Raw genomic sequence first — 11,506 nt, forward strand, 5'->3', positions numbered from 1 at the left:
CGGCCTTTTAGAGGTCGACGATCTTTTTGGAAACTATCCAAGTGATTGGAATCGCTACCACAAATCCAATAGCTGCGGCCACAAGGATCGGTTTGAGCGTGTCCATTCCAATGGTCAATGCAACCACCACCGCCACCCCCATTAGAGTTGTTGAAATCAAGGAAAAGAGAATACCTGCAAGCCTGTTCATGGCCGCCTCCTATGTCTCACGTTCGCGCTAAACCACAGCTAGAGCGAGGCCGTTTCTGGCGCTTTGATCTGGGACAAGTGCGCGGCCAGATGCGTACGCCAATGTGACATGATGTTTAATCTTTTACACGACTTTGAGGCCTGACATTGCACAAGGGACACATCATCATGACCCACATTTGGATCAAATTGAGCGCGCTGCGCCCGCGTCTAACCGCGCTTTTGGCGCGCGTCGAACACGGCGATCACGTGATCATTCGCCGCCACGGACGACCCGTCGCGGCCCTCGTGCCAATGGTGGATTTGGAACGCATTTGGGAACACCAAGATGAGGAGGAACGCGGCCCCCGCAGCCCGCGCTCGGGCATGCGTCCGGGTCGCTCTCTGGGCGAATGGGGGGCGCGACTAGCGCGCGCAGACCAAGAGCGCGAGATGGCACGCAACACCGGCCAAGACAAAAAATGGGTGGCTTTTTGGGTTTGGGCGCGGTCGCTGCATAGCAGCGATTGAACCTGCGAGGCAGGTTCAAAGCGCCCAAACGCGTTCGCACACTTGCGAACGCTGGTTTATAGGAGAGGATGCGGCGCAGAAGTTCGGGCGGCTCCCACCCTCCCCAAAATCACCGGCACCACAGATGAAGGCACCGCGCTATCCACACCTCAGCGCCCGACACTGGGTGGGGGCTGAAAGCGCCCTCCCGTGGGGAGGGTCGGGCGCAAACGATGCGGAGCATCGGCCAAAGTTATCCACAAAACATACATTTTGACACATAACATGGTAAGCCGCTAAGTATAGTGGCAGACGTTCAATATTATACAAGTTGTAGGTTTTAGTGAAACACGCTAACCAAAAAATGAAAAGGACAGACTTTTTACAGCCTGCCCTTCCACTATTTTTGTCTTTCGGGGGTTTACTATTCCTAGCAGGGACCAAGTCCAAAAGCTCACCCAACCAAGTTATGTGTAAAAAGTAAAAAATGCAAGAATTATCCGAGCTCGATCCTACTAAAGTCAAAGACATGACCAAATCACTTGGTAGTGCGCGTTTCGCAAAATTTATTGATGATTGCGGAGGAAACGAAGAACTTGCCTTAAAAACTTATCTTTGGAACGCACAACTCTCTCAATCACTTTATATACAGATTCACTTCTGGGAAGTGTGCTTCCGGAACAAGGTTAATGCCTTCCTTTGCTGGAAATACAACAAAAACTGGCCAAAAGACTCAGGGGCGCTAAGAAATTTCAAAGGGCACGATCGTGGGAAAATCGAAGATGCGATCCGCAAACTTCCCTCCAGGTCTCCTTCAACTGATCAAATCGTAGCAGAACTGACCGCTGGTTTTTGGGTATCTCAAATTAGTAGAAGCTACAAAGCTCAATATGCTTGGCGACACAACATCCACCGAATATTTCCACACAATACATTTGAAGACATAAAGCATGCGCACACGTCCGCCGAACGCTTGTTGGATTTAAGAAACCGAATTTCCCATCAAGAACCAATTTACTCCAAGGATCCTGAAACATCACACTCAAACCTACATCAATTTATCGCCGCGATGTGTGGTGGGACTGCCCATTTTTCAAAAGCGTATTGCAACTTTCAGAAAGTGTTCGAAGAAAAACCACATTAGTCACTTCTCGGGGTATCTCTTCACCCTCTTGCATACCCGCAACGCTACCAAGCGCAACGGGGTGTCCCCGTGCTCTTTTCCTGCGGAAAAGACACTGTCACCCACTCGCTTTAAAATGGACGATCAATTATCCATCTTCAACGCGCTAATGAACGCTTCTTGCGGGATTTCTACGCGGCCGAACTGGCGCATTTTCTTTTTACCGGCTTTCTGCTTTTCGAGCAGTTTTTTCTTACGTGTCGCGTCGCCGCCGTAGCATTTGGCGGTCACGTCTTTGCGCAGCGCGGACAGGGTTTCGCGGGCGATGACTTTGCCGCCGATCGCCGCTTGGATCGGGATTTTGAACATGTGGCGCGGGATCAGATCCTTGAGCTTTTCGCACATGGCGCGGCCACGGGTTTCGGCGCGATCACGGTGCACCATGGTCGAGAGCGCATCGACGGGTTCGTCGTTCACGAGGATGGACATCTTGACGAGATTGTCCTCGCGGTAATCCATGAACTGATAGTCGAACGAGGCGTAGCCCTTGGTGATGGATTTGAGGCGGTCGTAGAAGTCGAACACAACTTCGTTGAGCGGCAGGTCGTAGACGACCATCGCGCGCGCGCCCGCATAGGTGAGGTCCATCTGGATGCCACGGCGGTCTTGGCACAGTTTGAGCACATCCCCGAGGTAGTCGTCGGGAACCATGATCGTTGCCTTGATCCGCGGCTCTTCGATGTGGTCGACAAAGGTCAGATCGGGCATGTCGGCGGGGTTGTGCAGCTCCTTCATCGTGCCATCGCGCATAAAGATGCGGTAGATCACGGATGGCGCGGTGGTGATGAGGTTGATATCGTATTCGCGCTCAAGGCGGTCACGGATCACCTCGAGGTGCAACAGGCCGAGGAAGCCGCAGCGAAAGCCGAAGCCAAGAGCGGCGGATGTTTCCATCTCCGAGCTGAACGAGGCGTCATTGAGTTGCAGTTTTTCGATCGCGTTGCGCAGGTCGTCGAAATCGTTGGCGTCCACGGGGAAGAGGCCACAAAACACCACGGGCACAGAGGGCGCGAACCCCGGCAGAGCCTTGGCGCAGGGCTTTTTGTCGTGGGTGATCGTATCGCCGACTTTGGTATCACGCACCTGTTTGATCGACGCGGTAAGGATACCGATTTCGCCGGGGCCAAGCTCGGGGAAGTCGACCATTTTTGGCTTTAGGACCGCGAGTTTGTCGATTTTATAGGTCGCGTTGGTCTGCATCATCTTGACCACATCGCCCTTTTTGACGGTGCCGTCGATCACGCGGATCATGACGACAACGCCGAGGTAGGCATCGTACCAGCTGTCAACAAGCATGGCTTTGAGGGGCGCGTCACGGTCGCCTTTGGGGGCGGGAAGACGGGTAACGATGGCTTCCAATACGGCGGGAATGCCCAAGCCGGTTTTGGCGGAGATTTCAACGGCGTCAGACGCGTCGATACCGATCACGTCCTCGATGTTGGTGCGCACGGCCTCGACATCGGCGGCGGGCAAATCGACCTTATTGAGGACAGGCACGATTTCGTGGTCGGCGTCGAGCGCGTGATAGACGTTGGCGAGGGTTTGCGCCTCGACCCCTTGGGAGGCGTCCACGACCAGCAGCGAGCCCTCAACGGCCTGCATCGAGCGGCTGACCTCATAGGCGAAATCGACGTGACCGGGGGTGTCGATGAGGTTGAGGATGTACAGCTCACCATCATTGGCCTTGTATTCGATGCGCACCGAGTTGGCCTTGATCGTGATGCCGCGCTCACGTTCGATGTCCATGCTATCGAGCATTTGCGCCTTCATATCGCGATCCGCCACGGTGTTTGTGGACTGGATCAACCGGTCGGCAAGAGTCGATTTGCCGTGGTCGATGTGAGCGACGATGGAGAAGTTACGGATGTTTTTCAGCTCGGTCATGGAAGGCCTTTGGACTGATGCGAATGGAGCGCGTGGGCGCCCCGCAGGTGGAACTCGCGCGCGCGTGAATTTAGCTGATTTCTATGGGGGCAAAGGGCGGGAATGTAAAGGTTTGTTGGCGTGGATAGCGGTTACACTTATGGCTTGTCGCGAAGTACGGACATAACCCGTGAGTAGGGTTTGATCCATATTGACTTTTCAGGGCTCAGCCACTCAATCAACTGCATTATATTTCTGAATTCAAAAGATATATCTCGCTCGAATATCGGCTCGTGATGAAAAATTCTATTCCTAAATTCACGCACACTATCGCAACGCTCGAATAGCTCAAGGTAAGACACCGTTGCAGGCAATGAATAAAACGGCTTTGGAAAGTCGGTCCAAAACACAGGCTCATGCTTCTCCAACAACATATTGACCCAAAACCCGAAGTTCAGTTCCGCCGTCATTCGGCCCGACGTTACAGTGCCCGTTTTCTTAAGTTTGTCTTGGGCGGTCTTAACAATCCTCTTTCCTCGTCCAATTTGGTCAAGAAATTCTCGGCTTTCCCACCAACGCTCACCATATAGCTCAGTTAAACGTTCAGATATTGTATTCCGCAAGCATACTTCCGATGCACTTAAGACTGGATAAAATGACTCGCTTATTTGTATATTCCAACCATACAAAGCTAGCGCTCTGCTTTCATGAAATCCTACAGCCTTTAAGTACTTTGTAAGTCGCTCTTGAGAGATTATATTTGAAACCACTTATTTACACCTTTCAGAGACCGTGCACGACCTTAAGCATCAATTCTTGACAATACCTACTATTTCAGGTACTCGTAACTCAATCGAGGGTAAATATAGACCTTCAACCTTTAGAGACCCGCGACAGCCTTAATTGGTCCTCGCGGGTTTTCGCTTTTACACCTTTTACCGGCACGCCCCCCACCATGCACGAGTTCGTGCTTTTGTGCGTGCTCTACAAACCCGTGAATTGCCCTTCGTCGCCAATTCCCGCATAGTAGGGCAAATCACTCTCGTGCGGCAAAGCGCGAGGGATTGCGACAACGTTCGCGGGCAAGCGGTAGGGTACAAAATGACAGGCAAATTGACAGGTCACATGGCAGAAAACACATCGGGCAACGGGGTGTCTCGCCTTTCGATGTCGCGCAAAACTCTGATGGCATCCGTGGTCGCGGTGGGCCTTGTGGCCACGCTTGCGGGCTGCGGGGGGGGGCGCGGCTATTCGGGGTCGTCCGCGTCGCACGCCTTCGCCACGGGGCCGATTTATTCGGCGTGTATGGCGGCGGACCGCAAGGCTGCGACATCGTCCACCTGTGGCTGTGTGCAAGCCGTAGCCAACCAAAAACTGTCGGGCAGCGATCAATCCAAGGCGGTGGCCTTTTTCAAAGATCCGCACAAATCACAAGAGACGCGGCAATCCGACAATCCGCTCAATGAGGCATTTTGGAAGCGGTACAAGGCGTTCGGAGACTCGGCGCAAGCCACCTGTGGCTAGGCATCCCAGTCGGGACAACCTCGCCCGCGCGGATCTCTGACATCGTGCAGCTTATGGGCATGATCAGCGAAACGCGGGGCCGTGCACCCATGTGGATAGGGAAAACCGCTCGCCCTGCGTGACGGGGGTCACACGGTGCAAAGTGAAGGACGGGAACAACACGCCCGATCCGCGCGTGCGGTTGGCGGCATGCACACCGGCGTCAGGTTGCAATTCGAGCGCGCCCCCCTCGTAGTCGACAGGGTCGGACAATTGGATGACCATGGTCAATTTGCGGCGCGCGGCGAACACCCCGTCTCCAATGTCGGAATGCCATGTAAAATGGCCTTGGCGTTCAGCACCATAGCGCGCGATCTGCGGGCTTTCGCCAAACTCGGTGAGCGAGAAATCGAAATGGGTGCGATTGGCCTCGGCTACAATATCCATGATCCGCACCATGATCCAATCAGTGCCCTCTCGATCGTCGAGCCACGCAAGGTCGGCACGGCGCAGATTGTGATTGGCACCGCCACGCACAAGCCCCGCATCGGCAAGCGCGCTGTCGCGTGCCAACCCGACAATCACATCACATTCGGCAGGCGAAAACGCCGCATCAAACGCATAGACACTTAGCATGATCCATCTCCAACGCGTCTAGGCGCGCCGTTCTATTCAATTGTCAAAAGAGAAGAGAATCGGGCAGAAATTTCCAGATGTCTCGCATGCGGTTTATCCGATCCGCGGGATCGATCAATGAAAAATGAAACACCCGCCACGTGGGGTGCACGGGCGGGTGTTCGGTCTGTCACCAAGCTAGGAAAGCGTGGCTTATTTTTTGGCCATGTTGCCGTGGTCCATGTTGCCGTGGTCCATTTTCCCGTGGTCCATCTTACCGTGCTGCATCATCGGCGCGTCTTTGCGTTCCAGATCGACGGGGATGTCAACGGTGATGTCACCCGCTTTTTCAAAGGTGAGCGTCACGGTCAGGATATCGCCCTGCTCAAAGCCCTCATTGATCCCCATGAACATGACGTGATCACCGCCACGCGCGAGGGCGTGTTCGCCGCCTGCGGGGATGGTGAAGCCTTCGGGGACGTGCATCATTTTCATAACGCCATCGCCCATATCTTTGTGGGTGTGCAACTCAACGACTTTGGACACATCGGAGGTCGCGTTGATCAGTTGATCATCCTCGGCGCCTGAATTGCGGATAACGAAGAAGGCCGCGCCGGCCTTGGCCGACATGCCCGAGGACCGCGCATAGGCGTCGTCAATGGTGATGTCTGCGAATGCGGGCATGGCGAACGCGAGAACGGAGAAGCCGGCCAGAAGAGTGGATTTAAGTGTCATGTGAGTGATCCTGTTTGATCGCCGCACCTACCCCGTTTCGAGGCGGCTTACGGCATGTCTGATATCTGTGTAAATGTGTGTGGTCGTCGGATCAAACGATGGGTGGCCCGCGTGCAGAGGGGGTAAGGGTCTGCGCGGTCCGACGCGTAGAGACCCATGGCGCACTGTCGAGCGCAGTCACCCGCGCGATGAAAGGGCCAAGGGCGAAGGCACTTCCAACATCCGCGATGACGCCCATCGCGCATTCGGGGCAGATATGCGAGGGGCCAAGGGGCGCGCCGTCCTCGCCGATCAAGACCGTGATCGGCCCTGTGCCGGTACACAGTACCATCGCGCCGGTCGCATCGCGCATGGTCCCGCGCGTCACGGCCAAGGTCTGGCTCGTGGCGAACAACAAGACCGCAAAGACAACGGCTATGAGAGGGCGCAAAGATCGCATGGCGGTGACTTTACGCCCGCCCCTACCCAAAGGAAAGAGCCAAGAGATGCGGCGCAATGTTGCAGGTGGCGCGCCTCATGCGGCCAGTCTGAGGACAGTCTGCGGACAGTCTGAGCACAAGCGAAAACCCCGCGCGGAAATCCACACGGGGTCTCGTGATAGTCTAGATCGAAAAAGACGGCTTAAGCAGCGACTGTTGCTTTAGCGATGTCTTTTTTGATTTTCAGCGCAGCATCGGAAAGCTCAACGTCTTTGGCTTTCGCAAGGAACGCGTCGAGGCCACCACGGTGGTCTACGGTGCGCAATGCAGCAGCAGAGATTTTCAGTTTAAACGTGCGGCCGAGTGCTTCGGACATCAACGATACATCGTTGAGGTTCGGCAAAAAACGGCGGCGGGTACGGTTTTTAGCGTGGCTGACATTGTTGCCAGTCATTGGGCCTTTACCAGTCAATTCGCAACGGCGTGCCATGTGGTCATCCTCGTCTTACAGTCGGGGGGCAGCAAGGCGCGGCCCGCGGGTTCTCAAAAGTCCTGTATGGATCGGCGCTCTCTATGAGCGGCAAACGGGGGGAAATCAAGCGCAAAGACGCTCAACATAGCCCGAAAAGACCGATTTTAACAGAAATAGACACGGCAAAGGTGCAGCGCCCGAAATTCAGTTCGCGGTGGATAGGCGATCATAGGAGAATCGTCAAGGCCTCGCGGCATGGCTTGCGGTGGATTCGCACGCACATGTGCGCCCAACCTCGCGCCGCCCCTGCCCCTCACCCGTGACGCAATGCCGTCAATACATCATGTGCCGCATGACTTGGCGTGATGTCGCCCGAGGCGACCTGTCCCGCAAGCTGTGCGATCATGGATTTGAGCGGTTCGCGGTCAAGCTGTCCCAAAAGGCCAAACCGGATTTCTTGGGCAAACCAGTATTCAGCTTGGCGTGCGCGGCGCGCATCGAAATGGCCATGCGCGCGCCGCCAGTCGATCAAGGTTTGCATATCCGTCCATGCCTCAGCCAATCCATTGTCTTGCAACGCCGAGACCGTCATCGCCTTTGGGTAGCCCTCTGGATCATACGACCGCTTGCGGATCAGGCGCAGCGCACCGGCGTAATCGGCACAGGTGCGGTTGGCTGCGGCTTTGAGATCGCCGTCCGCCTTATTCACCAAAATCATATCCGCGATTTCCATGATGCCGCGTTTGACGCCTTGCAACTCGTCGCCGCCCGCAGGGGCAAGCAGCAACAAGAACAGATCGGACATTTGCGAGACCACGGTTTCGGATTGGCCCACGCCAACCGTCTCGATCAAGATAATGTCGTATCCCGCCGCCTCGCACAGGCTCACGGCCTCGCGGGTGCGCCGCGCCACGCCGCCCAGCTCCAATTGGGAGGGAGACGGGCGAATAAACGCGTGGGGTTCGCGGCTCAAAAGCTCCATGCGGGTTTTATCACCCAAGATCGACCCGCCAGAGCGTGAGGACGATGGATCGACGGCAAGCACGGCCACCTTGAGCCCCTCACGGATGAGCATCATGCCAAAGGTCTCGATAAAGGTGGATTTGCCAACACCGGGTGTGCCCGAAAGACCCACACGCAGGGCCACGCGGTTTGACGCCTTGAGCGCGTCCATCAGTATGATTGCCTGTTCGCGGTGATCGGCGCGCGCACTTTCCACAAGTGTAATAGCGCGTGCGAGGGCGCGGCGATTGCCATCTATGACCTGTTGGGCCAGTTCTTTGGGGTCCATCGCGGCCTCTTCCTGTCTCGTATATCTCTCGAACACTGGGGTGGTGCAGGAATGCCCGATGGCACCGCGTGTGTCCAGTGTGGCATTTTGAGCATTTCGCACACACGTCCATCGCGACACTTTTTCTTTGGACCGCAATGGGGGATAAGGGCGCAATGGATAGATTGCCGATAGATGATGTATTGGACGATGTGGTGGCCGCCGTCATGTCGGCGGGCCGTGTGGTTTTGATGGCGCCACCGGGTGCGGGCAAAACAACCCGCGTGCCGCTTGCACTATTGCCTCATGTTACGGGCCGGATTTTGATGTTGGAGCCGCGCCGCTTGGCTGCGCGCGCCGCCGCCGAACGCATGGCGCAAACACTTGGGCAGGTGGCGGGCGAGACCGTTGGCTACCGGATGCGCGGGGCGAGTAAAGTGTCGAAAGCCACCCGTATCGAGGTGGTGACCGAAGGCATCCTGACCCGCATGTTACAAAGCGACCCCGAGTTGCGCGGCGTTGGCTGTGTCATCTTTGATGAGTTCCACGAGCGGTCTTTGAACGCGGATTTCGGGTTGGCGTTGATCCAAGAAGTGCGCGGGGCGTTGCGCGACGATCTGGCCGTGGTGGTGATGTCGGCGACACTGGATGCGGATCCTGTGGCCGCGTTGCTCGACCGCGCCCCTGTGGTGGTATCCGAAGGCCGCGCCTATCCCGTGGAGACACGGTGGCTCGACGCGCCTGTCCCCAAAACCACGCGCCTCGAACAGGCTGTCGCGGATTTGGTCGTGGAGGCTGTGGGTGCGGAGCATGGATCGGCCTTGGTGTTCTTGCCCGGTGAGGGTGAAATACGCCGCGTTGAGGCCTTGCTCAAGGGGCGCGTGCCCGCGGATTGCGCAGTGCGGCCCCTGTTCGGAGCGATGAAATTTACCGAGCAACGCGCGGCGATTGCGCCGTGCGAGACGGGGCGCAAAATTGTGCTGGCGACCGCCATCGCCGAGACGTCCCTGACCATTGAGGACGTGCGTATTGTGGTCGATGCAGGACGCGCGCGCCGAGCACGCTTTGATGCCGCCTCCGGCATGTCGCGGCTCGTGACCGAACGGGTGTCAAAGGCCGAAGCCGAACAACGCCGTGGCCGTGCGGGGCGCGTGTCGGCGGGGGTGTGTTACCGGCTGTGGACCAAGGGCGAAGAGGGCGCATTGGCCGCCTTTCCGCCCGCCGAAATCGAGACAGCGGATCTGACGGGGTTGGCGTTGGAACTGGCAATGTGGGGCGCCAACGAGAGTGATCTGGCGTTTTTGACAGCCCCGCCTATTGGGGCCTTGGCCGAGGCGCGGGCGTTGCTGCACGGGCTTGAGGCCTTGGACGCGGGCCACCACATCACAACTCACGGGCGGGCATTGGCGGCGATGCCGCTGCACCCGCGACTTGCACATATGCTCCAAAACGCAGGGACAAAGGCGGCGGATTTGGCTGCACTCTTGAACGAGCGCGATCCGTTCATTGGCGGGGGGCGTAGTGCGGGTGTGGATTTGGCCGCGCGGATTGCGGCCCTGACGCGCGTTGATAGCCGTGCTGATCGCGGTGCGGTGGAGCGGATCAAACAAGAGGCGAAGCGGTTGCGCCCGATGGCGGGTGACGCCGAGTTGCATGATTTGAGTTTGGGCGCGATGGCCGCGCTCGCCTACCCCGACCGTGTGGGATTGCGCCGCAAGGGCGACCAAGCGCGCTACGTCATGTCGGGCGGAAAAGGCGCGATGATGGACGATGCCGATGCGCTTGCGGGTGCGCGGTTGATCGTGGTGACGGACACCGATGGCGCGCCACGCGAGGCGCGGATAAGACAGGCGGCACAGATCAGCGAGGCCGATGTGCGCGCCTTGTTTGCCGATCAGATTGCATGGGTGGATGTGTGTCAGTGGGACAAACGTGCGGGTCGTGTGGTGGCGCGCAAACGCGAGATGTTCGGCGCGCTTTGTCTTGATGACCGCCAATGGCCGGATGCCCCAAAGGAGGCGGTGGCGCGCGGTGCGTTGGACGGGATCCGCCAAATCGGATTGCCATGGAGTGCCGCCGCGAAACGGTTTCAGGCGCGGGTCATGTTGATGGGCGACGATTTTCCTGACGTGTCGGAAGCGGCATTGATGGACAGCTTGGAGACGTGGCTTTTGCCTCATCTCAAAGGCGCGAAATCGGAGGCCGCCCTGCGTGCGCTCGACACAACAGAGGCACTACGCGCGATGTTGGATTGGGACCAGATGAGCCGTTTGGACCGCGCAGTGCCCGCCGCGTGGACAAGCCCGATGGGACGCAAGTTGCCGATTGACTATAGTGGTGAGAACCCTGAGATCACCGCGCGTCTACAAGAGATGTTCGGCACCACGACCCACCCGACCGTGGGGGCGCGGCGCGTGCCATTGCGCGTCACACTGACCTCGCCCGCGCACCGTCCCGTGCAGGTGACGATGGATATCCCTGCGTTCTGGACCACCTCCTACGCCGATGTGCGCAAGGACATGCGGGGCAAATATCCGCGCCACCCGTGGCCGGAAGATCCGACACAGGCCGATCCGACATTGCGGGCCAAACCGCGCGGCACGTGAGATGTTGCAAACAGACAAAAAAACGGCGCTTGGAGGTCTCTCCCAGCGCCGTTTTTGTTCGATTTGTATAAGCCGTGATTAGTCGGTAAGCGCCGCCGAGTGCGCCACATCGGACGCCCACGGACCGTGATGACCCTTACCGCCATCTGTGCGTTCAAAGCT

General features: G+C 57.4%; 11 protein-coding genes. 4 read left to right on the forward strand and 7 right to left on the reverse strand.

Annotation, left to right across the window (positions count from 1 at the left end; genetic code table 11):
• Positions 1–7: 7 nt before the first annotated feature.
• Positions 8–190 (reverse strand): CTP synthetase, encoded by a 183-nt coding sequence (locus ACTG34_RS00960; RefSeq protein ID WP_439103182.1) that lies wholly within the window; start codon positions 188–190, stop codon positions 8–10.
• 167 nt (positions 191–357) lie between these two features.
• Here ACTG34_RS00960 and ACTG34_RS00965 point away from each other — a divergent pair, with 167 nt between their 5' ends.
• Positions 358–699, forward strand: coding sequence for a type II toxin-antitoxin system prevent-host-death family antitoxin (locus tag ACTG34_RS00965; protein WP_439103183.1), 342 nt, complete (start codon positions 358–360; stop codon positions 697–699).
• 508 nt (positions 700–1,207) lie between these two features.
• Positions 1,208–1,822 (forward strand): hypothetical protein, encoded by a 615-nt coding sequence (locus ACTG34_RS00970; protein ID WP_439103184.1) that lies wholly within the window; start codon positions 1,208–1,210, stop codon positions 1,820–1,822.
• 123 nt (positions 1,823–1,945) lie between these two features.
• Here ACTG34_RS00970 and lepA read toward each other — a convergent pair whose 3' ends face one another.
• Positions 1,946–3,745, reverse strand: a complete 1,800-nt coding sequence (gene lepA / locus ACTG34_RS00975; RefSeq protein ID WP_439103185.1) for a translation elongation factor 4 — start codon at positions 3,743–3,745, stop codon at positions 1,946–1,948.
• Positions 3,746–4,825: 1,080 nt separating this feature from the next.
• Here lepA and ACTG34_RS00980 point away from each other — a divergent pair.
• Complete coding sequence (locus tag ACTG34_RS00980) at positions 4,826–5,248, forward strand: arginine transporter (RefSeq protein WP_439103186.1); 423 nt, start codon at positions 4,826–4,828, stop codon at positions 5,246–5,248.
• A gap of 63 nt (positions 5,249–5,311) precedes the next feature.
• Here the strand turns inward: ACTG34_RS00980 and ACTG34_RS00985 are convergent, their stop codons facing one another.
• From ACTG34_RS00985 to meaB, 5 genes are all read right to left on the reverse strand, one after another.
• Positions 5,312–5,863, reverse strand: a complete 552-nt coding sequence (locus ACTG34_RS00985; RefSeq protein ID WP_439103187.1) for a 2OG-Fe(II) oxygenase — start codon at positions 5,861–5,863, stop codon at positions 5,312–5,314.
• Positions 5,864–6,055: 192 nt separating this feature from the next.
• On the reverse strand, positions 6,056–6,577 hold the full coding sequence (locus tag ACTG34_RS00990) for a copper chaperone PCu(A)C (protein ID WP_439103188.1): 522 nt from the start codon (positions 6,575–6,577) through the stop codon (positions 6,056–6,058).
• A gap of 91 nt (positions 6,578–6,668) precedes the next feature.
• Positions 6,669–7,016 carry a hypothetical protein gene (locus ACTG34_RS00995; protein ID WP_439103189.1) on the reverse strand — a complete coding sequence of 116 codons (348 nt, stop codon included), beginning with the start codon at positions 7,014–7,016 and terminating at the stop codon, positions 6,669–6,671.
• A 182-nt stretch (positions 7,017–7,198) separates the two neighbouring features.
• Positions 7,199–7,486 (reverse strand): 50S ribosomal protein L28, encoded by a 288-nt coding sequence (rpmB, locus tag ACTG34_RS01000; protein ID WP_062216358.1) that lies wholly within the window; start codon positions 7,484–7,486, stop codon positions 7,199–7,201.
• 295 nt (positions 7,487–7,781) lie between these two features.
• The gene (gene meaB, locus ACTG34_RS01005; protein WP_439103218.1) at positions 7,782–8,759 is read right to left on the reverse strand and encodes a methylmalonyl Co-A mutase-associated GTPase MeaB; all 978 of its coding nucleotides are present in this window, start codon (positions 8,757–8,759) and stop codon (positions 7,782–7,784) included.
• 155 nt (positions 8,760–8,914) lie between these two features.
• Between meaB and hrpB the strand changes: the two genes are divergently transcribed.
• A complete protein-coding gene (hrpB, locus tag ACTG34_RS01010) occupies positions 8,915–11,344 on the forward strand; it encodes an ATP-dependent helicase HrpB (protein WP_439103190.1) in 2,430 nt (809 codons plus the stop codon).
• Positions 11,345–11,506 lie beyond the last annotated feature (162 nt).

This window comes from Celeribacter marinus, assembly GCF_965656515.1.
Classification (GTDB): domain Bacteria; phylum Pseudomonadota; class Alphaproteobacteria; order Rhodobacterales; family Rhodobacteraceae; genus Celeribacter; species Celeribacter marinus_D.

Excerpts from the sequence above, each read along its gene's own strand:
- ACTG34_RS00960 (WP_439103182.1), bottom strand. The coding sequence starts at position 190 with ATGAACAGGCTTGCAGGTATTCTCTTTTCCTTGATTTCAACAACTCTA.
- ACTG34_RS00965 (WP_439103183.1), top strand. The coding sequence starts at position 358 with ATGACCCACATTTGGATCAAATTGAGCGCGCTGCGCCCGCGTCTAACC.
- ACTG34_RS00970 (WP_439103184.1), top strand. The coding sequence starts at position 1,208 with ATGACCAAATCACTTGGTAGTGCGCGTTTCGCAAAATTTATTGATGAT.
- lepA (WP_439103185.1), bottom strand. The coding sequence starts at position 3,745 with ATGACCGAGCTGAAAAACATCCGTAACTTCTCCATCGTCGCTCACATC.
- ACTG34_RS00980 (WP_439103186.1), top strand. The coding sequence starts at position 4,826 with ATGACAGGCAAATTGACAGGTCACATGGCAGAAAACACATCGGGCAAC.
- ACTG34_RS00985 (WP_439103187.1), bottom strand. The coding sequence starts at position 5,863 with ATGCTAAGTGTCTATGCGTTTGATGCGGCGTTTTCGCCTGCCGAATGT.
- ACTG34_RS00990 (WP_439103188.1), bottom strand. The coding sequence starts at position 6,577 with ATGACACTTAAATCCACTCTTCTGGCCGGCTTCTCCGTTCTCGCGTTC.
- ACTG34_RS00995 (WP_439103189.1), bottom strand. The coding sequence starts at position 7,016 with ATGCGATCTTTGCGCCCTCTCATAGCCGTTGTCTTTGCGGTCTTGTTG.
- rpmB (WP_062216358.1), bottom strand. The coding sequence starts at position 7,486 with ATGGCACGCCGTTGCGAATTGACTGGTAAAGGCCCAATGACTGGCAAC.
- meaB (WP_439103218.1), bottom strand. The coding sequence starts at position 8,759 with ATGGACCCCAAAGAACTGGCCCAACAGGTCATAGATGGCAATCGCCGC.
- hrpB (WP_439103190.1), top strand. The coding sequence starts at position 8,915 with ATGGATAGATTGCCGATAGATGATGTATTGGACGATGTGGTGGCCGCC.